Origin of the sequence: Nocardioides sp. NPDC058538, assembly GCF_042719275.1 — a bacterium.
Classification (GTDB): Bacteria; Actinomycetota; Actinomycetes; order Propionibacteriales; family Nocardioidaceae; genus Nocardioides.
The window spans coordinates 116,086-137,907 of record NZ_JBHXNY010000007.1 but is presented as its reverse complement, the minus strand read 5'-3'; the positions used below and the strand labels follow the sequence as shown (position 1 = coordinate 137,907).

The window sequence follows — 21,822 nt, the reverse complement described above, 5'->3', positions numbered from 1 at the left end:
TGGGTTGCGCTCCCAGGCAACCACCCTCTGTTCGACGGGGCAGGTGGCAGAGGTCCCGGCACAGATGACCAAGGTCTCGTGAGCCCCGGGTCGACCGGAACAAGACTGAGGACGGAGGCACCGCACGGGTGCCCACGAAAACTCATGGAGGACAGATGAGCACGATTATCAAGCGCTCGACCAACCCGTTCGCGGATCTGATGGGCTGGCTGGAGACGGAGTCGGCAGCGATGCGAAGCTTCGGGTCGGCGCCCTACATCAACGTCGAGGACTTCGTCGAGGAGGGGAACTACGTCGTGCGCGCCGAGATGCCCGGTGTGGACCCGAACAAGGACATCCAGATCGATGTCGCGGGCGATGTCTTGACGATCCACGGCGAGCGCCGCGAGGAGGAGCACGACCGTAACCGGAGCGAGCTGCGCTACGGGTCCTTCGAGCGTTCGCTTCCGCTGCCGCGTGGGGCCAAGGCCGAGGAGATCAAGGCGACCTACGTCAAGGGAGTGCTGGAGGTGCGGGTGCCGTACGCCGGCGAGGAGCAGAAGGCCACCCGGGTCGCCATCGAGCACGACGGGAGCTGATCAGTGAGCTCCCAGACCCCCTCCGAGGTGGAGCGCCACGCCGGCACGGTGTGGGCGGTGGACGTGTTCCTCGACAGCGAGGACGGCACCGTGCATGCCGAGGCGAGGCTCCACGCGAGCGGTCGACCAGCATTGGTCGGTACCGGGGAATCCGGTCTGTGTCCCGGTCAGGACCTGGCCGTGGGGGAGGAGCTCGCCACTAGTCGCGCCCTCGAGCAGCTCGCGGTCGGGCTGCTCCGGGACGCACGTCAACGGGTCGACGGGCCGGGTCCGGAGGCGAACGAGGGGCCCGAACGACGCATCCGCGGGCGGCGGCCGGTGCCGAGGATGCTCGTCGGGACCGACCGGCCGCTCGGCTTCACCTCAGCCGTCCAGTGGTCGTTGGCGCACGCGGAGGCGAGTGGTCTCGGGATCGAGCTGTGTCACGTCGTCGACGACGCCGGTCCGGCGTGGGAACGTACGCTACGTGGCTCCGTCTCCGACGCGAACGACGAGATGGCCGATCTGGTCGAGGAGGTGCGCGAGGGTCACCCGGACGTGAACGTCACGTCCTCGGTCCTGGTCGGCTCGGAGAGTGCCCTGCTCGCCCGGTCGCTGGGCAGGGAGATGGTTGTCATCGGACGTGCCGATGAGGAGGGCGACGGCGGCTCCTATGTGGGTGCGACAGCCATCACCATCGCACAGAACGCGAGTGTGCCGGTCGTGGTCGCACCGCCCGGCTGGTCGCCTCCCGCCGCCGGGAGCCCCGTGGTCGTGGCGATCGACGCGCTCGAGCCGCATCTGGAGGCGGTGGAGTTCGCCCTGGCGTACGCGCACGAACAGGGCCTCCCGGTCGTCGCTGTCTCGGTCTGGCAGCCAGATGTGGCGCCGGGTACGCGCATGCTCCTCGAGAGCGAGGAGGAGTGGATGGAGCGCATCGCCGACGGACAGGATGCGGCGGTGACCCCGCTACGGGCGCTCTACCAGGACGTCCCGGTGACTCAGCGCACTCCGACGGGCCCTCCGGTGGAGGTCATCCTCGGCCTGACCGAGAACGCATCGCTGCTGGTGGTCGGCAGACCCGGTCACGGCCGGCACTGGCGGATGCCGCTGGGGTCGGTGAGCCGGCGGCTGCTGCATCGTGCCACCGTCCCGGTCGCGGTCGTCCCGACCGGCTGGCACGCCACTGCCGATGCAGTGCCTGAGTCGATAGGCGACCTGATCGAGCAGTAGGTCACGACGAGGCGGCACTCTCGTGCTGCAGCATGTCGTCCAGGGCTCGCCGCGGTGTCGGCGGCATCGGCGCGTGGTAGCGCTGCGGCCAGCCGATGCGTACCAGCACCTGCGGGCAGGAGTTGTCGCCGAGCAGTTCGTGCTGCAGCGTACGCCGGGTGGAGCCGACCTCGATCGGCTGCGTGTACGGCACCAGCGCCAGCCCGGACGTCGTGCACGAGAGCCACATCGCATCCAGGGCCTCGCCGGCGCGCAGCCAGGAGACCGGGTCGTCCGACGCGGTCGCCAGGACGAGCCACTCCTCGGCCGGAGACCCGGCATCGTCGTCCCCGTCGGCGAGGGTGCCGCGCGGGAACCGGGTGTAGGAGGCCGGGTCGCTGTCGGCGTCGAGGAGGCTGGACTCCGGGATTCCCTCGTCCCTGCCTCCCCGTGTCCAGGAATAGAGCTCGGCCAGGTACGCCTCGTCGGTGGCCTGGTGGGCGCGGGAGGTCTCCAGCGCGGCTACGACGATCGGACGCAGGTGGTCAGGGATCACGGTTGCCACCACGCCATAGTCGAGGACGAGGTGGGAGAGATGGTCGAGTCGCTGGCGTGGCACCGGCCAGGACGAGACCTGGCGCCGGTCGGTGAAACGCTGCTCGATGGCCGCGAGCATGCCGAGGTCGGCGACCTCGGGCTCGCGAGGTGCGAAGGTCACCACGGCGAGGAGATCGGTGCGGCCACCTTCGGGGATGCGGTGCACAGTGCACTCCCACCCCATGCCGGCAGCAGCCACGACGAGCTCGTGCAACGCGGCGCCGCAGCTCATCACCAGGTCGCGCTCGTTCGGATCGGCGTGGACGAGCTTGCGGTGCGGGTCGGATCGCAGCAGCAGCATGGTGTCGCGTACGACCCATGCCCATGGTTGGGTGTTGTGGACCGACGGTGCGCGGCGGGCCAGTTCCAGGATCGCGCGCAGGGTGGCGTCGTTGGGGAGCCTCGACATCTCAGGCCACCTGCCGCATGAGCTGGTGCCCGAGGTCCGCCGCCCAGTCGCTGGCGCGGGACTCCTCGTCGTGAGCGAGGGGTCCCTCGACCCCGGAGACGTAGAAGCTCGTCGCCGGGGGTACGTCGTAGCCGCGGCGGCGCAGCAGGTGGGCCACGTGCCGGGCGGCCGATCCCGGGAGGTGGCGCATCGCCCGGGCCCGGGTGTCGAAGGTGGCGATTCGCACCGATTTCGGTTCAGCGTCGGTCAGATCCGCGAGCCACTCCCGGACGCCGCGGGCCTCGACCTCGGCCGGAGCGCCCTGGAGGACGGCATCGGCGCGGGTGCTGGGTCTGCTCAGCCCGAGCGCGTGCGTCGGCGCCCCGATCACGACGAGGTCGTGATCGCCAAGCAGGTCATCGCCGGCAAGTGCCACCGGGATCATCTTGACCTCGACGCCGGCATTCCGGAGTCCGTTGGCGACCGCGGTGGCGATCGTGGCGGTGTTGCCGAACATCGACTCGTACACGACTGCTGCTCGCATCTTGCTCACGTCCTTCCTCTGGCGCCGCGCCCTCCGCGTCCTGCCAGTGTCACCACCCTCCGGCCGCGTCGGTTCGCGCGGGCAGTGGCGCACGTCCCCGACCCGAGGACCTTGGTCCGATGCCGTTGGCCCGTACTGCGCGGAGGGTGGAGACATGAACACATTCGATTCCCCGGTCGTGCTGGAGGGACGCCTCGACTCCGGGATCAGCCGCGCGCTGTGGCTGGTCAAGTGGCTGTTGCTGATCCCGCACTACGTCATCCTGCTCTTTCTCTGGATCGCCTTCGCCGTACTCACCGTGATCGCCTGGTTCGCCATCCTGTTCACCGGTCGCTACCCGCGCGCGATCTTCGACTTCAACCTCGGCGTGATGCGCTGGACCTGGCGGGTGGACTACTACGGCTATGCCGCGCTCGGCACGGACGCCTATCCGCCGTTCACGCTCGAGGACGTGCCCGACTACCCGGCCCGCCTCCACATCGCCTACCCCGAGCAGCTCTCGCGCGGCCTGGTGCTGGTGAAGTCGTGGTTGCTGGCGATCCCGCACATGCTGATCCTCGCCTTCTTCCTGGGTAGCGGCCTGTACGCGACCCAGGGGACCGACACGATCGCCTGGTCCTGGGGGAGTGGGATCGTCGGACTGCTGGTCCTCTTCGCCGGCGTGGTGATGCTGTTCGGGCGTCGCTACCCCCAGGGCATCTTCGACCTGGTCCTCGGTATCGACCGGTGGGCGGTTCGGGTCGCGGCGTACGTCTTCCTGATGACCGACACCTACCCGCCGTTCCGGCTCGACCAGGGTGGGAGCGAACCGGTCGGACTGGTCCCGCCGGAGCCGTCGATGCCGTCGGGTGAGGCGGTGGCGCCCGAGCCCGCGCCCAGCCCCGTCGGAACGGGTCAGCCGTGAGCGCGGGCGACCGCAGCGGTGGCGCGGCGGTGAGCGCCCATGTCGGGAACGCGCTCTACGGGCTCGGCGTCATCGGCGCCTGGGTCTGGTTCTGGCAGCAGGAGGACGGATTCTGGGGCCACGTCTGGGCCCTCGTCGAGGGCATCTTCTGGCCGGCGTTCATGGTCTATGAGGGCTTCGATGCGCTCGGCTGAGGCCGCACGGACGCGGCTGCGTCTAGGGACCTTGGTCCTCGGCCTGCGGGCACGACGCGCATTGGCAGGGGCGGTCCTCGGTCGTAGATTGAACAGGTGACCGAATCAGCAGCGCCCGAGCGCGAAACCGAACCCATCCGGGTCTTCCTGCTCGATGACCACGAGGTGATCCGGCGGGGCATCAAGGACCTCCTCGAGGACGAGGACGACATCGTCGTCGTGGGCGAGTCGGGCCTCGCCGACGAGGCCCGGCGCCGGATCCCGGCGCTGCGGCCCCATGTCGCCATCCTCGATGGCCGGCTTCCGGACGGATCCGGCATCGACGTGTGCCGCGACGTCCGCTCGGTCGACCCGAGCATCGCCGCGCTGATCCTGACCTCGTTCGACGACGACGACGCGCTGTTCTCCGCGATCATGGCCGGCGCATCCGGCTACCTGCTCAAGCAGGTGCGCAGCGCCGACCTCGTCGAGACCGTTCGCCAGGTGGCCGCGGGCAAGTCGATGCTGGACCCCGCGGTCACCGCACAGGTCCTCGAGCGGATCCGCACCGGGCCGAAGTCCAACTCGGCCTTCGAGCACCTGACCGACCACGAGCGCCGGATCCTGGAGCTCATCGGCGAGGGGCTGACGAACCGGCAGATCGGCAAGGAGATGCACCTCGCGGAGAAGACGGTCAAGAACTACGTCTCCTCCCTGCTTGCCAAGCTGGGACTGGAGAGCCGGACCCAAGCTGCGATTCTGGTGACCAAGACCTTGCAGGGTTGATACGTTGGGGGGCGTACAACTCCTGCGATGGGGAGGGTCGAAGTGGGACGTACGCCTGCCCGGCAACGTCGTGGTTCCGACACGACGCCCGAGACAACGCTGCGCAGCACACCGCTCGACGAGCTGCTGACCGAAGTGCTTGACAGGGTCACCGACGCCCGGGACGAGCAGGTGCGCTGGCGGTTGCTGCTCGACGCCATCGTGACGATGGGCGCCGGACTCTCGATCGACGACCTGCTGAACCGCATCGTCGAGGTGTCCAAGGCGCTGGCAGGGGCGAGATATGCCGCGCTCGGGGTCCTGGCCGGCGCCGGTGAACGCCGACTGCGCCTGTTCATCACCCAGGGGTTGACCGCGGAGGAGCAGATCCTCATCGGCGATCTGCCCAACGGGCATGGTCTGCTCGGTCTGCTGATCGACCACCCTGAGCCGCTCCGGCTGCGCGACATCACCGACCACAAGTCGTCCTATGGTTTCCCCCCGAACCATCCGCCGATGGGCTCCTTCCTCGGTGTGCCCGTACGCATCGGGGAGAAGGTGTTCGGCAACCTCTACCTCACCGAGAAGACAGACGGCGACGAATTCACCGCCCAGGACGAGAACATCGTGGTCGCGCTGGCCGCGGCCGCCGGCGTCGCGATCGAGAACGCCCTGCTGGCCGAGGAGGCCGCCCGTCGTGGGCGTTGGCTCGACGCACGTGCCGAGATCACCAGCGAGCTGATGGGCGACATCGACCGCGCCTCCGCTCTCGAGCTCGTGGCCGACCGGGCCCGCGAGGTCGCCGGCGCCGACGTCGCTTGGATCGTGACCGGCCCGGCGGCCGACCGCCTGCGGGTGGAGGTGGTCTCCGGTGCCGCCGTCGACGTCGAGGTGCTGAAACGCGCACCGCTGCGTGAGTCTGTCGCGGGCCAGGCGATCAGAGACGGCGTACCGATGATCGTCGAGGATGTCGGGGGCGCTGCCAAGGGAGGAAGTGCGGCAGCGGTCATCGACCTGAGCGGCATCGGCCCGGGCGTGCTCATGCCGCTGGGGCGCACCGACCCGTCCGAGGAGATAAACGCCGTGGGAGCGCTTGCGTTGGCCTGGCGCCGCGAGAACGCCGAGCAGGCCCAGGACGTCGACCTGGCCGTCGCCGACGCGTTCGCCGGCCAGGTGGCTGTGGCGATCCGGTTGGCCCAGAGCCGCGAAGAGCGCCAGCGGCTGGCGGTCTACGACGACCGCGACCGGATCGGCCGCGACCTGCACGACATCGTGATCCAACGCCTCTTCGTCATCGGACTACGTCTCCAAGGTGGCCTCAACCTGGCCGACAACCCGAAGCTGCGCGGCCGTCTGGACCAGGCGGTCGACGACATCGACGACACCATCCGCGACCTGCGACGCGCGGTCTTCGAGCTCGGCACCCCCGACCACAGCGGCGACATCCAGTCCCAGGTCACCGACCTGGTGAACCGGGCAGCGGAGTCCCTCAAGTTCCGCCCGGCGCTCGTCTTCGACGGCCCGGTTCGGCTGCGGGCGACGCCGGAGATCACCCAGGAAGTCGTGGCGGTCCTCGGTGAGGCACTGTCGAACACCGTCCGCCACGCACACGCGACCGAGGTGGAGGTGTCCCTGTCAGCAGGGTCCGATCTCGTGCTTCGGGTGCGCGACGACGGCCGCGGGGTCCCCGCCGACGCGGTCGAGAGCGGGCTGACGAACATGCGCCGCCGCGCCGAGGCCCACGGCGGTCGGTGCACGGTCGAGCCGGCGACGCCGAAGGGGACCGTGGTGGAGTGGTCGGTGCCGCTGGGCTGACCGGTCACTGACCGGTGAGATCCGCCTCGTCGCCGAGCAGCACCACCTTCATCGCTCCGGTGTCCTTGGCGTCGGCGAAGACGTCGTACGCCTCCTGGATCTCACCCAGCCCGAACCGGTGGGTCACCAGATCGGGGAGCGTGATCCGCCCCGCGGCCAGCATCGACAGGAGCATCGGCGTCGAGCTGGTGTCGACCAGTCCGGTGGTGATCGTGACGTCGCGGTCCCACAGCGCCTCGAGACTGAGCACCGCGCTGCGACCGTGGACACCGACGTTCGCCACATGGCCGCACGGACGGACCAGCTCGGCGCACAGCTCGAAGGTCTCCGGGACACCGACCGCCTCGATGGCGACGTCGACGCCGTCGGGCGTGTTGTCGCGGACCCAGGCGCGTGCCTCCTCGGCATCGGACAGGATCACGTCGGCGCCGTAGACCTCGGCGCTCTTGCGCCGGGTCTCACCCGGCTCGACGACGACGATCCGCAGCGGGCTGTAGAGCTTGGCGGTCGCGATCGCGGCCAGACCGATCGGGCCGGCACCGACGATCAGGACGGTGTCGCCGGGGCTGACCTGCCCGTTGCGCACCCCGACCTCGTAGGAGGTCGGCAGGATGTCGGCGAGCAGCACGGCGGTCTCGTCGTCGACCTCGTGCGGCAGGTGGTGCATCGAGTGGTCGGCGTACGGCACCCGCACACGCTCGGCCTGGGTGCCGTCGATCAGGTGACCGAGCACCCAGCCGCCGCCCCCGGTGCACCGGCCGTAGCTTCCCGTCCGGCAGTAGCGGCAGCGTCCGCAGCTGCTGATGCAGGAGATGAGCACGCGGTCGCCCGGTGCGAAGTCACGTACCCCCGGACCGGTCTGCTCGACCACGCCGACGGCCTCGTGGCCGAGCACCGTGCCGGGGGCCACGCTCGGTACGTCGCCCTTGAGGATGTGCAGGTCGGTGCCGCAGATCGTGACGGCGTCGACGCGGACGACCGCGTCCTCCGCGTCGGCGATGACCGGGTCGGGGACGTCGGTCCACTTCCGGGATCCCGGGCCGTCGTATACGAGCGCTTTCATGGTTCCCTCCTGAGGTCGCGTCTGCGTCGATCCTCTGCCCGACCGGGCGCGTGCAGGAGTGGTCATCGGCCACCGGTGAGAGGGCCTTGGTCCCTGCTACTGGTAGACGAGGGCGGCCATCATCCCCGCCTCGGCGTGGTAGATGTTGTGGCAGTGCGCGGCCCAGTTGCCCGGGTTGTCGGCCTCGAGCTCGACGACCATCCGTTGCATGGGCGTGAGCAGGACGGTGTCCTTGCGTAGGCCGTTGGCCAGCGCGAACGTGTGCCCGTGCAGATGCACGGGGTGGGTCATCATCGTCATGTTGATCATCTGCATCGAGACCCGCTTGCCGGACTCGATCGCGATCGGCTCGTTCTTGCCGTACGGCGCTCCGTTGATCGCCCATTCGTAGGTGCTCATCTGCCCGCTGAGGGCGAGGTCGACGCTCTGGCCGATGTCCTTGTCCGGAAGGCGCGCGGAGTCGGCGGGCCGTAGACCGGAGCCGAGGAGCACGGGACCCGTCAGCTCCCGGATCTCTGCGGCACGCGCCGGGGTCGGGATCTGGCCCGGGCCGGTGCGGACCACGGCGAGAGCGGCGCCATCCTTGCCGATCGGCTTGGCCACGAGCGGGAAGACGCCGTCGGCCAGGGTCACGACGACGTCGTACCGCTCACCCATGCCGATGTAGAAGGCACCTGCCTCCTGCTGCTGGACGGCGAACCCGTCGGTGTGGGTGACGGTCATCCGGTGATCGCCCAACGCGACGGCGAAGATGGTGTCTGCCGCGGCGTTGATGACCCGGATCCGGACCCGCTGGCCGGGCTTGGCCCGCAGCACGTCAGGCGCGGCGCCGACACGACCGTTGATCAGAAAGTGTGGGTAGGTGACGTCGCCGGCGTCCCCGAACGGTGAGCCGCCACCCATGCCACCCATGCCACCCATGCCACCCATGCCACCCATGCCGTCCATCCCACCCATGTGCATGCCACCCGAGGACTGACCCGGTGCCATGAGGTCGGCGAGCACGTCGTCGGGGGTGGTGCCAGTCCCGTCGATCCAGTCGTCGAGGACGACGATCCAGTCCGCGTCGTAGGCGCCCGGTTCGTTGGGGTCGTCGATGATGAGCGGTGCGTAGAGGCCACGGTCGAGCTGCACGCCGACATGCGGATGGTAGAAGTACGTGCCGGGGTCGGGGGCGATGAACTCGTACGTGAATCGCTGCCCGCTGGTCACGGCTTTCTGGGTGAGGCCGGGTACGCCGTCGGCGGCATTGTGCAGGGCGATCCCGTGCCAGTGGACGCTCGTCTCGACCGGCAGCTGGTTGTCGACGGTGATCCGCACCAGGTCGCCCGCGGTCGCCCGCACGAGAGGACCGGGCAGGACGTCGTCGTACGCCCAGGTGGAGACGGTGGGTCCACCGAGATCGAGGGTGACCGGCCGTGCGGTCAGGGCCTTGGTGACCACGCTCTGACCGGACCTCGGCACCAGCGGCGTCGACGTGGGCACGACGATCCCGCTCCCGCCGGGTCTGCCGGAGCAGGCCGCGAGGAGGCCTCCGCCGGCGACGGCGAGGCTGCCGCGCAGCAGGGTGCGCCTGGACACATTCATCGTTGGTGTCCTTCGCCTGTGGGGTCAGCGGCCGGCCGTGACGCGGCGTCGGTACGTCGGGGACCGATGACCCAGACGATCGCGATCGCGACCAGCGCCCACAGCCCGATCAGGCCGAGGCCCATCCACAGCCACATACCGCCCATTCCCATCACGAGTTCCATCGTGCCCTTTGGTTCTTGAGGTCTCCGTGAGGTCCCATGAAGGTTTGACGAAGGTTGGCGACGCGAGCAGCGGATGGCTCGACCGGCGGTCGGTGTTGCGCGAGCATGGGTCCATGAGCAGCCACGAGCACGGAACTGCCGGGGCCTCGACGCCGGTCGCCGCCGCGGCACCTTCGAAGCGGACGTCCGCCGAGGCGTCGGAGTGGACCTGCCCGATGCATCCAGAGATCCGGCGACCCGGTCCGGGAGCGTGCCCGATCTGCGGGATGGCCCTGGAGCCGGTCACGGTGAGCCTGGACGCCGGTCCGAGCGCGGAGCTGCGGGACATGACACGACGGCTGTGGATCGGTGTCGTGCTCAGCGTGCCGGTGGTCGTGCTGGAGATGGGGGGCCACCTCATCTCGGCCCTCGGGGACCTGGTCCCGCCACAGACCTCGAACTGGATCCAGCTCGTGCTGGCGACGCCCGTGGTGCTGTGGTGCGGCTGGCCGTTCTTCGTCCGTGGCTGGGCCTCGGTCCGGACCCGGAGCCTCAACATGTTCACCCTGATCGCGATGGGCACCGGTGTGGCATGGCTCTACAGCGTCGTCGCCACGGTCGCGCCCGGCATCTTCCCGGCCTCGTTCCGCAAGGACATGGGCGACGGGATGGCCAGTGGTGCGGTCGATGTGTACTTCGAAGCGGCGGCAGTCATCACCGTGCTGGTGCTGGTGGGGCAGGTGCTGGAGCTGCGGGCACGGGAGCAGACCTCCGGCGCCATCCGTGCGCTGCTCGACCTGGCGCCGAAGACAGCACGCCGGGTGCGCGCCGACGGCACCGACGAGGAGATCGGGCTCGACGAGGTCCAGATCGGCGACCGGCTGCGGGTACGCCCGGGCGAGAAGGTCCCCGTGGACGGCAGGGTCCTCGAGGGGCGCTCGGCGCTGGACGAGTCGCTGGTCACCGGCGAGTCGATGCCGGTGACCAAGGCGGCCGGGGACGTGGTGATCGGAGGCACCATCAACACCACAGGAGCGCTGCTGATCGAGGCCCAGCGAGTCGGCACCGACACGGTGCTGTCGCGCATCGTCGCCCTGGTGGCCGAGGCTCAGCGCTCCCGTGCCCCGATCCAGCGCACCGCCGACCGAGTCGCCGGGATCTTCGTACCGGCGGTGATCGGGATCGCACTGCTGGCGTTCGTGGTGTGGTTCCTGGTGGGACCGGACCCGAGGTTCGCCCACGGCATGATCGCAGCCGTCGCCGTCCTCATCATCGCCTGTCCCTGCGCGCTGGGGCTGGCCACCCCGATCAGCATCAAGGTGGGTGTCGGCCGTGGCGCCGAGCGCGGTGTCCTCATCAAGAACGCAGAGGCGCTGGAGCGGATGGAGAAGGTCGAGGTCGTGGTGGTCGACAAGACCGGCACCCTCACCGAGGGCCGGCCGGCCGTCACCGCCGTCGAGGTCGCCGATCCGGGTGGTCCCTCGATCGAGGAGCTGCTGCGCCTCGCGGCCGCGGTCGAGCGTGCCTCCGAGCATCCCCTGGCCCGAGCGATCGTCGAGGCCGCGAAGGCCCGCGACCTGACCCTGCCGGAGGTGACCGACTTCGACTCACCCGTCGGACGTGGCGTGGTCGGAACCGTCGAGGGCCGCACGATCCGGCTCGGAAGCTCCGACTTCCTGGCCGGCGAGCACGTCGACGCCGGTCCGCTCGCCGTGTCGGCCGAGCAGCTCCGCGCTCAGGGCGCGACCGCCATCTTCCTCGCCGTCGACGAGACGGTGGCCGCCGTCCTGGCGATCGCCGATCCGGTCAAGGAGACCACGCCCGCCGCGGTCGCCGATCTCGCGAGCCAGGGTGTGGAGGTCGTCATGCTGACCGGCGACAACCGTACGACCGCCGAGGCCGTGGCCCGCATGCTGGGGATCGAGCACGTCGAGGCCGGTGTGCTCCCGGACCGCAAGGCCGAGGTCGTCCAACGCATCCAGGCCGAGGGCAAGGTCGTCGCGATGGCCGGCGACGGTGTCAACGACGCACCGGCGCTGGCCGCCGCCGACGTCGGGCTGGCGATGAGCTCGGGCACCGATGTGGCCCTGGAGTCGGCCGGGGTCACCCTGCTCAACGGCGACCTGATGGGGATCGCCCGAGCCCGACGTCTCTCCGCCAGGACGATGCGCAACATCCGGCAGAACCTGGTCTTCGCGTTCGTCTACAACGTCGCTGGGATCCCGATCGCGGCGGGCGTTCTCTACCCGTTCACGGGCCTGCTGCTCTCGCCGATCATCGCCGCGGCGGCGATGGCGCTCTCCTCGGTCAGCGTGATCACCAACGCCCTGCGCCTGCGCACCCAGCGCCTCGGCTGAGACCACCCGACCACGCTGCCCGCCACACTGGACCCATGCACACTCACACCTCGTCGAGCGGCCCGGTGCTCGTCGTCGAGGACGAACGGCCGCTCGCACAGATCGTCGCGGACTACCTCGCCAAGGCCGGGTACGACGCGATCCAGGTCCACACCGGGCCCGACGGCGTCAGCGCCGCCCGCGAGCTCGATCCGGACCTCGTCGTGCTCGACCTGGGCCTGCCGGGACTGGACGGCGTCGAGGTCTGCCGCGAGATCCGCACCTTCTCCGACTGCTACATCATCATGGTCACCGCCCGCGACGACGAGATCGACAAGCTGATCGGTCTCGGCGTCGGCGCCGACGACTACCTCACCAAACCCTTCTCCCTGCGCGAGCTGGTCGCACGCGTCCAGGCCGCCCTCCGACGACCGCGCACCAGCAGGCTCGCGGCCGCGCCCGACGCCGATCACGCCTGGACCTTCGCAGGGCTGACGGTCGACACCGCGACCCGTGAGGTGACCCGGGCCGGCGCACCTGTCGCACTGACTCGCACCGAGTTCGACATCCTCGCCTCCCTCGCCGAGCATCCCCGTCGCGCCTTCAGCCGACAGCAGATCGTCGACATGGTCTGGGGCGAAGGGTGGGGCGGCGACCCGCACATCGTCGATGTCCATGTCGCCCACCTGCGCAGGAAGATCGACGACGATCCGGCCACGCCGCGCTACGTCGACACCGTGCGCGGCGTCGGCTACCGGTTCATCGCCGAGCCCTCGAGAGAGGCTGCCGAATGAAGCAACCCACCTGGCGGATCGGCACGCGCCTGCTCCTGGCGCAGGCACTCGTCCTCGTCGCCGCGATCCTTACCGCGGCAGTGATCGCCGCCGTCGTCGGGCCGTCGATCTTCCATGCGCACATGGTCCGGGCCGACCGCGCCCCCGACCCGTCCGAGCGGATGCATGTCGAGGAGGCCTATCGCACCGCCAGCGCGATCTCTCTCGGCCTCGCGGTCGCCACTGCTCTCCTCATCGCCCTGCTCGTGACCTGGTATCTCACGCGTCGGTTCCAGACACCGCTCACGGATATGACCCGCGCCGCGACCGCGATGGCAGGCGGTAGGTACGACGCCCGAGTCCCGGTCGGTGACGCCGGCCCCGAGATGGACTCCTTGGCCACCGCGTTCAACTCGATGGCCGGCGAGCTCGCCCGGACCGAGGACACCCGGCGCCGGTTGCTCTCGGACCTGGCCCACGAGCTGCGTACTCCCGTGGCGACGCTCGCCGCCTACCTCGAAGGGCTCGAGGACGGCGTCACCCCGTGGAACGACGACACCCGTACGCTGCTGGCCGACCAGGTGCACCGCCTCGGCCGGCTGGCGGGCGACATCGATGCGGTGTCTCGTGCGGAGGAGGGCCGCCTGAGCCTCCAGCTGGCGCCCGTGGCGGTCGCGGATCTCGTGGACACCGCCGTTCGAGCACAACAGGCGTCGTACGCCGCGGAGGGCGTCGCCCTCAGCATCGACGGCGGACCTCCCGTCACGATCGACGCCGACGAGTCCCGACTGCTTCAGGTCCTGACCAACCTGCTCGACAACGCCCGCCGGCACACTCCAGAGCACGGCAGCGTCAGCATCGACTGGGACCACACGGACCACCACGTCACGATTCGCGTCACCGACACCGGCGACGGCATCCCCGCCGCCCAGCTGCCCCACATCTTCGAACGCTTCTATCGCGGCGACACCGCCCGCGATCGTGAGCACCAGGGATCGGGGATCGGCCTCACGATCAGCAGGGCCATCGCGACAGCCCACGGCGGAACCTTGGACGCGACCAGTGGTGGAGCCGGTGCCGGGTCGTCGCTGATCCTGTCCATCCCCGCGTCGCGGACCCTGTGACAGGTCCTTCGTCCTGACCGCGGCGGGCGGACGGCGACTCGTGGGACAGTGCTGCCATGGACGTACGCCGCGTGATGCCGCCGTGGGCCCGCGACTACCAGCGGCGCTGGCTGCGGCTCGATCTGCTCGCCGGGGTGACGATCACCGCCTACCTGGTGCCCCAGGTGATGGCGTACGCCGAGCTGGCCGGTCTCCCACCCGAGACCGGGCTGTGGGCGTGCGTCGGTGCGATGGTGGTCTACGGACTGCTGGGGACCTCCCGGCTGCTCTCGGTCGGCCCGGAGTCGACCACCGCGCTGATGACGGCGGCCGCGATCGGCGCCACTCCGGCCGCGGCTGAGGACCCTGCCTCGTTCGCGGCGACGCTCGCGCTCGTGGTCGCCGCGATCTGCGTGGTGGGCTGGTTAGTGCGGGTATCGGTGCTCGCCGAGCTCTTCTCGCGACCGGTGCTGGTCGGCTACATGACGGGGATCGCGGTCCTCATGGTCGTCTCCCAGCTCGACAACCTCACCGGCGTCACGATCACCGGCAACGGGGTGCTGGCCGAGCTGAGCAGCTTCATCGGCAACCTCGACCAGGTCCATGTCCCCACGCTGCTGCTCGGTGGCGGCGCGGCCACCGCGATGATCGTCGGCTCCCGACTCGCCCCGCGTGCCCCGGTCGCGCTGATCGGCATGCTCGCCGCCACCGCGCTGGTGGCGCTGCTCGGGGAGGATTCCGGGCTGCGGCTGGTCGGCGAGATCCCGAGCCAGCCTCCGGCCCCGGGCCTACCGATCCTGGAGTTGGGCGCCATCGTCGCGATGCTCGGCCCGGCGCTCGGCGTCGCCTTCGTGGGCTACACCGACAACATCCTCACCGGCCGCGCCTTCGCCCGCCGCGACGAACATGTCGACGCGAGGCGGGAGCTGCTCGCCCTGGGTGGCGCCAACCTCGGCTCGGCGATCCTGCACGGGTTCCCGGTCAGCAGCAGCGGCAGCAGGACCGCCATCGGTCACGCCGTGGGCGGGCGTACGCAGCTGACCTCGTATGTCACGGCCGCCACCACCGTCGCCGCGGTGCTGCTCTTGGCGCCGATCCTGGAGGCGTTCCCCGAGGCCGCGCTCGGCGCTGTGGTGGTCTATGCCGCCACCAAGCTGGTCGAGGTGGGCGAGCTGCGCCGCTTCGCCCACTTCCGGCGCAGCGAGCTCGTCCTCGCCCTGGTCACGACGGTGGCAGTGCTCGCCGTGGGCGTGATGTGGGGCGTACTGATCGCGGTCGGCCTCTCCGTGCTCGACCTGCTGCGCCGGGTCGCGCATCCGCACGATGCGGTCCTGGGCCGTGTACCAGGGCTGGCGGGGATGCACGACGTGGACGACTACCCCGACGCCGAGGAGGTGCCTGGCCTGCTCGTCTACCGCTACGACTCGCCGCTCTTCTTCGCCAACGCCGAGGACTTCCGCACTCGCGCGCTCGCGGCGGTCGATGCTGCCGAGTCGCCGGTGGAGTGGTTCCTCCTCAACGCCGAGGCGAACACCGAGGTCGACGTCACCGCGGTGGACGCGTTGGAGGCGCTGCGGGCCGCGCTGAGCGAGCGAGGCATCGTCCTTGCGATCGCCCGGATCAAGCAGGACCTGCGTGACTCGCTGGCCCCCTCGGGCATCCTGGACAGGATCGGTGAGGAACGCCTCTTCCCGACCCTGCCCACCGCCGTCGAGGCCTACCGGCAGCGCGAGCGCTGAGTGCGGACCAAGGTCCTCAGGATCGACCTCCGACGTCCCTGCTCCCAGCCGCCTGGACAGATGAGAGTGGGCTGGGGGCGGCCGGGTGTGCCGTGCCCGTGAGGAGACGACATGAACGAGAACAACCGGATCCTGGTGGGCATCGACGGGGGAGCGGGCGGACGGGCCGCGATCGCGTACGCGGCAGCCGAGGCCGGCTTGGATGACGCCGAGCTCTGGCTCGTGCACGTGACCCTGTCCGAGCCGTCCTATCCGTACTCATTGTTCGGGGACGAGGTTCGCCGGGCCGGGCACAAGGTGCTGAAGAAGGCCACCGAGGAAGCCGTCGCCTATGTCGGACCCGAGCGCGTCAAGGCGACCCTCCTGCAGAGCTCCGTGGTCTCCGGCCTGGTTCATTCCGCCGCCACCGCCCGACTGGTCGTGCTCGGTGACGACCGCAGGCAGGGCCTGGAGCGCATCATGACCGGGTCGGTCACGAACCGGGTCGCGGGCCATGCGCCGGTCCCGGTCGTCATGGTGCCGAGCGGCTGGTCGCCCGAGAACCCGACTCGCCGGGTCGTCGTGGCGGTCAAGGACTGCGTGAGTTCGGCGGGACTGCTCGCCCAGGCTCTCAAGCACGCGGCTGACCGGAGCGCAGAGCTGCTCGTGCTCCATGCCTGGCAGCTGGACACGGTCTACGACGACATGACCGTGGCTCACCTGGACATGAGCGACTGGGAGGACAACGCCCGCCGCGCCTTGGAGAACGCGCTGGACCGCGCCCGTCGCCGAGTTCCGCACGCCGCGGACGTGGATGTCCGGATCGAGGTTCGCCACGGCCAGCCGGCCAGGGAGATCACCGAGGAGACCAAGAACGCCGATCTCCTGGTCATCGGCCGCCGCCGGCACTCATTCCCCCTGGGTCGCCTGGGCAACACCGGCCGTGCGGTCATCCGCGAGAGCCGTTGCCCGGTCGAGATCCAACCCCCGATCCCCGATGTCCTCACCGCCGCCGACCTCGTGCTCGAGCACGACGGCCGGTTCGAGAAGGCCGGCGCCGACCCGGCACCCGTCGTCTGAGCTGCTCAGGCCGGCCGACGAGAGGGCAGGGCGAGCGATGACGACCACGGTGATCGAGATCGAGTGGAAGTACGACGTGGACGAGGACGCCCTCCTTCCTGACCTGGTAGGACTGCCGGATGGGGTCCAGGTCGATCCACAGGGAACGCTCGCGCTCTCGGCGACCTATTACGACACCGCGGAGCTCGACCTGATCCGCGCCGGGATCACGCTTCGTCGCCGCACCGGTGGCGACGACGCGGGCTGGCACCTCAAGCTTCCCGTCGGCACGGACCGGCACGAGCTGCAGGTGCCGCTGGAAGGTCCGGCGGTGGAGCCGCCGCTGGAGCTGACCGCGATTGTCCGCGGAGTGGTGCGCGAGCGGCCGCTGGTCCGGGTGGGGGCTGTCGACACCAGCCGTGTGTCCACCCTGCTCCGGGCCGTGGACGGACGGCTGCTCGCGGAGGTGTGCGACGACCGGGTGACAGCGCGCCGAATCGCCTCAGGGTCGAGCGAAGCCGAGACCTGGCGGGAGTGGGAGGTCGAGTTCAACGGGGAGCCCGACCGAATGGTCGACGAGCTGGAGCGCCGCCTTCTGGCCGCCGGCGCGCGGCCCTCGGCACGTCGGGCCAAGCTGGCCCGGATCCTTCCCGTGACCGCGCCGGCCGCCATCGGTGCCACCGCGGCCAAGGCGAAGAAGGCGACCGTGACGGAGGTGTTGGCGCCGTATCTCGCAAGGCAGGTGGCCGAGATGACCCGGCTCGATCCTCTGGTGCGCGCCGACGTACCAGATGCGGTGCACAGCATGCGCGTGGCCGGCAGGCGGGTCCGCGCGGTTCTGGGGACCTACCGCGACGTGTTCGACCGCAAGCGGACCGGCCCCCTGAGGGTCGAGGTCAAGTGGCTGGTCGATGAGCTCGGTCGGCCGCGCGACCTGGAGGTACTGCGCGATCGTCTGGAGGTCCTGCTCGCCGGCAACGCCTTGAGCGTCGGGTCCGTGATCGAGGCCGAGCACCGGGTAGCGCATCGGGCCGCGGTCGAGGCGATGATGTCGCCCCGCTACTTCGCTCTCGTCGACTCGCTGCGAGCCCTCGCCGAGGAGCCGCCATGGTCAGCGCGTGCAGGAAGGCCCGCTCGCAAGCAGCTCCGCACGGCCCTCCTCGAGGACTTCCGGCGCCTCGAGCGAGCAACGGAAAAGGCTCGTCGAGGAACCGACGTCCACGAACGGGCGTCGCGTCTGCACGACGTCCGGAAGGCTGCCAAGCGGATCCGGTACTCGGCCGAGGCGGTGGTGCCGGTGTTCGGCGCGGACGCAAGGCGTCTGGCCGGGACGCTGGCAGAGCTTCAGGACGTACTGGGCGGACATCACGACACCGCCGTGGCCAGACTGGAGCTCCTCCGACTCGCCGAACAGTATCCGGATCTCGCGCTCTCAGCCGTGCTGCCCGATCTCGACGCCGCGACCGCTGCCGATGAGCACGCCTACGAACGCACCGTGTCCCGGCTGTTCAGGCCGAAGTCGCGACGTTGGCTGCGATGAGGCGCCACCTGTTGGCAGACCGATCCTGGTTCATCCGGTGGACCGTGACCGTCGCTGTGGCGGAGACCGTAGGCTTCATCGCTCCCGCCTTCGTCGGCACCATCACCACTGACCTGCCGTGGTACGCCGGCCTTCCGGCGCTGCTCGCGGCAGGAGCGGTCGAGGGCGCCATCCTCGGCCTGGCGCAGGCAATCGCGCTTCGCGATGCGCTGCCTGGCCTACGCGTCCGCCGCTGGGTGATGCTCACCGCGGGTGCCGCGGTGGCTGCGTACGTGCTCGGGACGGCGGTCGCGCTGGCCGCGACGGAGTCGGGGTGGGCGCGCGTCGTCGTTCCGGCGCTGTGTGGCGCCCTTCTCCTGTCATCGATCGGTGGCGCGCAGTGGCTCGAGCTGCGTCACCACGTGGCGCGCGCGACCAGCTGGATCCCGGCCACCGCCGCCGCATGGCTCCTCGCTCTGGGCGTGTTCCTCATCATCGTCACTCCGCTGTGGCACGAGGGGCAGCGGGCCTGGGTCACCGTCCTGATCGGAGTGGGCGCCGGCGCTGTGATGGCGTTCGTCCAGGCGGCAGTGACCGGATGGTGGTTGCTTCGGCTGCTGCCTCGGGTCCGGGAGCGGGGGGCATTGCCATGTGGCGTCTGGTGATTGCCGGTCTCCTGATCCTGCACGGGATCCTCCACGCGGTCGTCTGGCTCCCGCGTCAGCAGAGCAACGAGTTTCCGGGCTTTGGCCCGCAGGTGTCTTGGCTGTTCGCGGAGGTGCGTGCCGTGGTCGTGGCCCTGGTCATGACCGCCGGCATCGGCTTCGTGCTTGCAGGCGTGGCGTACGGGATGCATCTGGATCTGTGGGCCGTTCCCGCCATCGTCGCCGTGGTCGCCTCGACGGCGCTCATCGTCGCGACGTTCACACCTTGGTGGGGTCTCGCCATCGTCATCAACGCCATCACGCTGTACGCCGCCTGGCAATCGGTGAGAGGGGACTGAAGTGAGACTCGTCGGCTTCAGAAGAGCGGATCGGCTGCCGGGTGCCGACCTGTCGTGGCACCGGCTCTACCGAGCGGGGGCGGTCTCGGCCGGCCTGGCGGTGGCGCTGTACGTCGCGGCCCTGGTGGTCTTCGCCGTTGCAGCGGTCCCTCCGGTCTCTGGCGGGGAGGAGATGCTCGAGTACGTCGATGCTCATCGGGCGATCTACATCACGCGGCAGCTGATGTGGCTGATCCCGAGCCTTCTCCTGATGATGGTCTTCCTCGCTCTCGCCATAGCGCTGAGCCATCTGGACAAGAGCTTCGCGGTGATCGCAGGCGTGGTCTCGGTGGCGTCGTGGGCGGTGTCGTTCGCCTGGCCGACCACCGGTGACGGTTCGCTGGCCATGGTCGTGCTGAGCGACAAGTACGCGGCCGCCACGACGGCGGCCGACCAGGCCGCCTACGTGGCTGGGGCTGAAGTCCTGATCGCGCTCAACGATGTTCCGGCCGTGATCGGGGCGCTGCAGACCCTCGGCATCGTGCTGATCTCACTGCTGATGCTGAAGGGCGTCTCCTGGAGAGGGCTTGCCTGGTTCGGTGTGGTGACCGGCGGCGTCGGGTTCGTCTCGGAGGCCCTGCGACCTGTCCTCGGCTGGGCCTACGCGTTCTATGGCGTCCTGCTTTTCGTATGGCTGATCTGGACAGGCTTCGCGCTGTGGAGACTGGCAGCGGAGGCAATCAGCGCGTCGGGTTCACAGGTGCCGTCCTACCCGCGGCGGGACCGCGCGCAACCAGAGGACCAGAGGGACTAGGGTCGCTGCGGCGAGTACGGCGAACGGTCCGGCTCCGGCGAGGAATACGCCGGCGGGTCGTCGCTGCCAGAGCAGCACGGCCACGATCGCCAGCGCGGGCAGCCAGACCGCGAGGTCTTGGACGTAGATCGGGTTGGTGGTCAGGCCGGTCCCGTCCAGGAAGCCGGGCGGGTCCTCTCCCAGATCCCGCACCACGAACCGTAGCCAGGCCAGTGCGTTGAGTGCGACCACGGTCAGGATGAACGCGGCGATGCCGCGCGCCGGCAGCATGCTGCCCGGCGCCAGGAGCGGCTGGGGGTCGAGCAGCGCGCTGACGAGGGACCACAGCGAGAGCCCGAGCAGCGCGACGTAGGCCAGGAACAGCTCGTTGAACGCGGTGGCGTACACCAGCAGGGTGGCGTTGTAGGTGAGGTAGCCGAGCGCACCGATCAGGGCAGCCCGCCCCCGGACCGAGCCTCGGGTCGACGTGACCAGCCCAACCGCGAGCACCACCAGCGCGGCAACGGCGGCACAGAGGCCCCGGGTCCGCCGACTGATCACGTCGAACCGGACTCTTCTGTCTGCCGCGCTGGTGTCCACGCCACCACGAGCGCACCGGTCACGAGGTAGATCACCTGCAGGAAATGGAATGCACGGATCGACGCGATCTCTCCGATGATCCAGAACACCATGATCGTTCCCGCGATGATGCTGGCGAGCTGCCAGCCGGGGCTGCGTTTGGCAAGGGCGGCGGCGGCGATCAGGGAGCTGCCGCCTACGACGGCCATCAGGATCACGCCCGGGACGTAGTTGCTGGGGAAGTCGGTGTGCCGGACCCAGGATGCCTGCTCGGGAATCCAGTCGGTCATCAGCGCGAGACCCCCGGCCGTGGCGCTCAAGCCGTTGAACAGCAACAACCCGAGCAGGACCTTGCTCTTGCGGCTCATCACGACAGGAGTACGCCGCCGTCCACCACGATCTGGCTGCCCGTCATGTAGGAGGCCAGGTCCGAGGCCAGGAACAACGCAGCGCGCCCGATATCGTCCGGCTCCCCGAACCGGCCCATCGGGATCCGAGCCGTGAACCGCTCGATCATCTCGGCCATGTCGACGCCCTTGGGCACCTGAGCACCGGCCTGTGCGCTCCGCACGCCGGGCGTCATGATGCCGCCCGGAGCGATCGCGTTCGCCCAGATCTGGTGTGGCGCGAGCTCCAGTGCGACGTTCTTGGTGAAACCCCATACGCCGTGCTTCGAGGCGTCGTAGTGGGCGAGCCCGGCGGAGGAGGGGTGCAGGGCGTCGATGGACGTGACGTTGATGATCCGGCCGCCCTGCCCACGTTCGATCATCCGCTCGGCCACCAGCTTGGTGCACAGGAAGACGCCGTGCAGGTTGATGTCGATCACCCGCCGGAAGTCGTCGGCCGTCATGTTCATGACCAGGACGTTGGGAAAGATACCGGCGTTGTTGACGAGAATGTCGATCGCGTCGTACGCATCGGCCACCGTCTCGACCATTCGCCGCACGCTGGTCTCGTCGGACACGTCGACCGTGACGGGCGTAGCCTCGAAGCCGTCGGCCACCAGCTGCTTCGCAGCGGACTCGGCGGCTTCCTGGTCGATGTCGGCCACAGCCACCCGCGCGCCCGCCTCGGCGAGCCTGTAGGCGATGCCGAGGCCTATCCCCATCGCACCGCCGGTGACGATGGCGGTCTTGCCCGTCAACGTGATCAGATCCTCGATCGGTCGCAGATCTTCCTTCATCTCGCACTTCCTCTATGAAATGGCGCCCG

23 protein-coding genes are annotated in these 21,822 nt (G+C 69.7%); 15 read left to right on the top strand and 8 right to left on the bottom strand.

What is annotated here, in order from left to right; translation table 11 throughout:
• The first annotated feature begins 155 nt into the window (after positions 1-155).
• Together ACFWQC_RS09045 and ACFWQC_RS09040 are read left to right on the top strand one after the other, a co-directional pair.
• Positions 156-578 (top strand): Hsp20/alpha crystallin family protein, encoded by a 423-nt coding sequence (locus tag ACFWQC_RS09045; protein WP_378676092.1) that lies wholly within the window; start codon positions 156-158, stop codon positions 576-578.
• 3 nt (positions 579-581) lie between these two features.
• Positions 582-1,790 (top strand): universal stress protein, encoded by a 1,209-nt coding sequence (locus tag ACFWQC_RS09040; RefSeq protein WP_378676090.1) that lies wholly within the window; start codon positions 582-584, stop codon positions 1,788-1,790.
• A gap of 1 nt (position 1,791) precedes the next feature.
• Here the strand turns inward: ACFWQC_RS09040 and ACFWQC_RS09035 are convergent, their stop codons facing one another.
• Both ACFWQC_RS09035 and ACFWQC_RS09030 read right to left on the bottom strand, forming a co-directional pair.
• Positions 1,792-2,775 carry an Acg family FMN-binding oxidoreductase gene (locus ACFWQC_RS09035; RefSeq protein WP_378676087.1) on the bottom strand — a complete coding sequence of 328 codons (984 nt, stop codon included), beginning with the start codon at positions 2,773-2,775 and terminating at the stop codon, positions 1,792-1,794.
• Between the two features lies 1 nt (position 2,776).
• A complete protein-coding gene (locus ACFWQC_RS09030) occupies positions 2,777-3,298 on the bottom strand; it encodes a flavodoxin family protein (RefSeq protein ID WP_378676261.1) in 522 nt (173 codons plus the stop codon).
• A gap of 154 nt (positions 3,299-3,452) precedes the next feature.
• Here ACFWQC_RS09030 and ACFWQC_RS09025 point away from each other — a divergent pair, with 154 nt between their 5' ends.
• From ACFWQC_RS09025 to ACFWQC_RS09010, 4 genes are all read left to right on the top strand, one after another.
• Positions 3,453-4,202, top strand: coding sequence for a DUF4389 domain-containing protein (locus tag ACFWQC_RS09025; RefSeq protein WP_378676084.1), 750 nt, complete (start codon positions 3,453-3,455; stop codon positions 4,200-4,202).
• On the top strand, positions 4,199-4,396 hold the full coding sequence (locus ACFWQC_RS09020; protein WP_378676082.1) for a hypothetical protein: 198 nt from the start codon (positions 4,199-4,201) through the stop codon (positions 4,394-4,396). Before ACFWQC_RS09025 ends, ACFWQC_RS09020 begins: the two co-directional genes overlap by 4 nt.
• Positions 4,397-4,492: 96 nt before the next feature.
• Positions 4,493-5,161: a response regulator gene (locus tag ACFWQC_RS09015; RefSeq protein WP_378676080.1), complete on the top strand. Its 669-nt coding sequence runs from the start codon at positions 4,493-4,495 to the stop codon at positions 5,159-5,161.
• A gap of 27 nt (positions 5,162-5,188) precedes the next feature.
• Positions 5,189-6,955, top strand: a complete 1,767-nt coding sequence (locus ACFWQC_RS09010; protein WP_378676078.1) for a GAF domain-containing protein — start codon at positions 5,189-5,191, stop codon at positions 6,953-6,955.
• 4 nt (positions 6,956-6,959) lie between these two features.
• Here the strand turns inward: ACFWQC_RS09010 and ACFWQC_RS09005 are convergent, their stop codons facing one another.
• The 3 genes from ACFWQC_RS09005 to ACFWQC_RS08995 all read right to left on the bottom strand — a co-directional run bounded on the left by ACFWQC_RS09005 (position 6,960) and on the right by ACFWQC_RS08995 (position 9,769).
• On the bottom strand, positions 6,960-8,018 hold the full coding sequence (locus tag ACFWQC_RS09005) for an alcohol dehydrogenase catalytic domain-containing protein (RefSeq protein WP_378676076.1): 1,059 nt from the start codon (positions 8,016-8,018) through the stop codon (positions 6,960-6,962).
• Between the two features lie 96 nt (positions 8,019-8,114).
• Complete coding sequence (locus tag ACFWQC_RS09000; protein WP_378676074.1) at positions 8,115-9,605, bottom strand: multicopper oxidase domain-containing protein; 1,491 nt, start codon at positions 9,603-9,605, stop codon at positions 8,115-8,117.
• Positions 9,602-9,769 (bottom strand): hypothetical protein, encoded by a 168-nt coding sequence (locus tag ACFWQC_RS08995; RefSeq protein WP_378676072.1) that lies wholly within the window; start codon positions 9,767-9,769, stop codon positions 9,602-9,604. The genes ACFWQC_RS09000 and ACFWQC_RS08995 overlap by 4 nt, the downstream gene beginning before the upstream one ends.
• A 113-nt stretch (positions 9,770-9,882) precedes the next feature.
• Here ACFWQC_RS08995 and ACFWQC_RS08990 point away from each other — a divergent pair, with 113 nt between their 5' ends.
• The 9 genes from ACFWQC_RS08990 (at position 9,883) to ACFWQC_RS08950 (ending at position 20,052) form a co-directional block, all read left to right on the top strand.
• The gene (locus tag ACFWQC_RS08990; RefSeq protein WP_378676069.1) at positions 9,883-12,105 is read left to right on the top strand and encodes a copper-transporting P-type ATPase; all 2,223 of its coding nucleotides are present in this window, start codon (positions 9,883-9,885) and stop codon (positions 12,103-12,105) included.
• Positions 12,106-12,140: 35 nt separating this feature from the next.
• On the top strand, positions 12,141-12,878 hold the full coding sequence (locus ACFWQC_RS08985) for a response regulator transcription factor (protein WP_378676066.1): 738 nt from the start codon (positions 12,141-12,143) through the stop codon (positions 12,876-12,878).
• Entirely contained in the window at positions 12,875-13,981 is a 1,107-nt protein-coding gene (locus ACFWQC_RS08980) for an ATP-binding protein (protein ID WP_378676063.1), read from the top strand. The genes ACFWQC_RS08985 and ACFWQC_RS08980 overlap by 4 nt, the downstream gene beginning before the upstream one ends.
• A 56-nt stretch (positions 13,982-14,037) precedes the next feature.
• A complete protein-coding gene (locus tag ACFWQC_RS08975; RefSeq protein ID WP_378676060.1) occupies positions 14,038-15,699 on the top strand; it encodes a SulP family inorganic anion transporter in 1,662 nt (553 codons plus the stop codon).
• Between the two features lie 111 nt (positions 15,700-15,810).
• Positions 15,811-16,758, top strand: coding sequence for a universal stress protein (locus ACFWQC_RS08970; RefSeq protein ID WP_378676057.1), 948 nt, complete (start codon positions 15,811-15,813; stop codon positions 16,756-16,758).
• Between the two features lie 37 nt (positions 16,759-16,795).
• Complete coding sequence (locus ACFWQC_RS08965; RefSeq protein WP_378676054.1) at positions 16,796-18,277, top strand: CHAD domain-containing protein; 1,482 nt, start codon at positions 16,796-16,798, stop codon at positions 18,275-18,277.
• 11 nt (positions 18,278-18,288) lie between these two features.
• The gene (locus tag ACFWQC_RS08960) at positions 18,289-18,921 is read left to right on the top strand and encodes a hypothetical protein (RefSeq protein WP_378676051.1); all 633 of its coding nucleotides are present in this window, start codon (positions 18,289-18,291) and stop codon (positions 18,919-18,921) included.
• Positions 18,906-19,259 carry a hypothetical protein gene (locus ACFWQC_RS08955; RefSeq protein ID WP_378676048.1) on the top strand — a complete coding sequence of 118 codons (354 nt, stop codon included), beginning with the start codon at positions 18,906-18,908 and terminating at the stop codon, positions 19,257-19,259. The genes ACFWQC_RS08960 and ACFWQC_RS08955 overlap by 16 nt, the downstream gene beginning before the upstream one ends.
• A gap of 1 nt (position 19,260) precedes the next feature.
• A complete protein-coding gene (locus ACFWQC_RS08950; RefSeq protein ID WP_378676046.1) occupies positions 19,261-20,052 on the top strand; it encodes a hypothetical protein in 792 nt (263 codons plus the stop codon).
• On the opposite strand, the gene ACFWQC_RS08945 is transcribed toward ACFWQC_RS08950, so the two are convergent.
• From ACFWQC_RS08945 to ACFWQC_RS08935, 3 genes are read right to left on the bottom strand one after another with little or no spacing between them, the layout of a single operon-like run.
• On the bottom strand, positions 19,993-20,592 hold the full coding sequence (locus ACFWQC_RS08945) for a hypothetical protein (RefSeq protein ID WP_378676043.1): 600 nt from the start codon (positions 20,590-20,592) through the stop codon (positions 19,993-19,995). The two genes, ACFWQC_RS08950 and ACFWQC_RS08945, sit on opposite strands and share 60 nt — an antisense overlap.
• Complete coding sequence (locus tag ACFWQC_RS08940; RefSeq protein WP_378676040.1) at positions 20,589-20,978, bottom strand: hypothetical protein; 390 nt, start codon at positions 20,976-20,978, stop codon at positions 20,589-20,591. Before ACFWQC_RS08940 ends, ACFWQC_RS08945 begins: the two co-directional genes overlap by 4 nt.
• On the bottom strand, positions 20,978-21,793 hold the full coding sequence (locus tag ACFWQC_RS08935; RefSeq protein WP_378676037.1) for an SDR family NAD(P)-dependent oxidoreductase: 816 nt from the start codon (positions 21,791-21,793) through the stop codon (positions 20,978-20,980). Before ACFWQC_RS08935 ends, ACFWQC_RS08940 begins: the two co-directional genes overlap by 1 nt.
• Positions 21,794-21,822: the final 29 nt, after the last annotated feature.

Bases quoted from the DNA above. Each gene is read 5' to 3' on its own strand.
- ACFWQC_RS09045 (WP_378676092.1), top strand. From the start codon at position 156: ATGAGCACGATTATCAAGCGCTCGACCAACCCGTTCGCGGATCTGATG.
- ACFWQC_RS09035 (WP_378676087.1), bottom strand. From the start codon at position 2,775: ATGTCGAGGCTCCCCAACGACGCCACCCTGCGCGCGATCCTGGAACTG.
- ACFWQC_RS09030 (WP_378676261.1), bottom strand. From the start codon at position 3,298: ATGCGAGCAGCAGTCGTGTACGAGTCGATGTTCGGCAACACCGCCACG.
- ACFWQC_RS09025 (WP_378676084.1), top strand. From the start codon at position 3,453: ATGAACACATTCGATTCCCCGGTCGTGCTGGAGGGACGCCTCGACTCC.
- ACFWQC_RS09010 (WP_378676078.1), top strand. From the start codon at position 5,189: ATGGGGAGGGTCGAAGTGGGACGTACGCCTGCCCGGCAACGTCGTGGT.
- ACFWQC_RS09005 (WP_378676076.1), bottom strand. From the start codon at position 8,018: ATGAAAGCGCTCGTATACGACGGCCCGGGATCCCGGAAGTGGACCGAC.
- ACFWQC_RS09000 (WP_378676074.1), bottom strand. From the start codon at position 9,605: ATGAATGTGTCCAGGCGCACCCTGCTGCGCGGCAGCCTCGCCGTCGCC.
- ACFWQC_RS08995 (WP_378676072.1), bottom strand. From the start codon at position 9,769: ATGGAACTCGTGATGGGAATGGGCGGTATGTGGCTGTGGATGGGCCTC.
- ACFWQC_RS08990 (WP_378676069.1), top strand. From the start codon at position 9,883: ATGAGCAGCCACGAGCACGGAACTGCCGGGGCCTCGACGCCGGTCGCC.
- ACFWQC_RS08985 (WP_378676066.1), top strand. From the start codon at position 12,141: ATGCACACTCACACCTCGTCGAGCGGCCCGGTGCTCGTCGTCGAGGAC.
- ACFWQC_RS08980 (WP_378676063.1), top strand. From the start codon at position 12,875: ATGAAGCAACCCACCTGGCGGATCGGCACGCGCCTGCTCCTGGCGCAG.
- ACFWQC_RS08975 (WP_378676060.1), top strand. From the start codon at position 14,038: ATGGACGTACGCCGCGTGATGCCGCCGTGGGCCCGCGACTACCAGCGG.
- ACFWQC_RS08970 (WP_378676057.1), top strand. From the start codon at position 15,811: ATGAACGAGAACAACCGGATCCTGGTGGGCATCGACGGGGGAGCGGGC.
- ACFWQC_RS08965 (WP_378676054.1), top strand. From the start codon at position 16,796: ATGACGACCACGGTGATCGAGATCGAGTGGAAGTACGACGTGGACGAG.
- ACFWQC_RS08955 (WP_378676048.1), top strand. From the start codon at position 18,906: ATGTGGCGTCTGGTGATTGCCGGTCTCCTGATCCTGCACGGGATCCTC.
- ACFWQC_RS08940 (WP_378676040.1), bottom strand. From the start codon at position 20,978: ATGAGCCGCAAGAGCAAGGTCCTGCTCGGGTTGTTGCTGTTCAACGGC.
- ACFWQC_RS08935 (WP_378676037.1), bottom strand. From the start codon at position 21,793: ATGAAGGAAGATCTGCGACCGATCGAGGATCTGATCACGTTGACGGGC.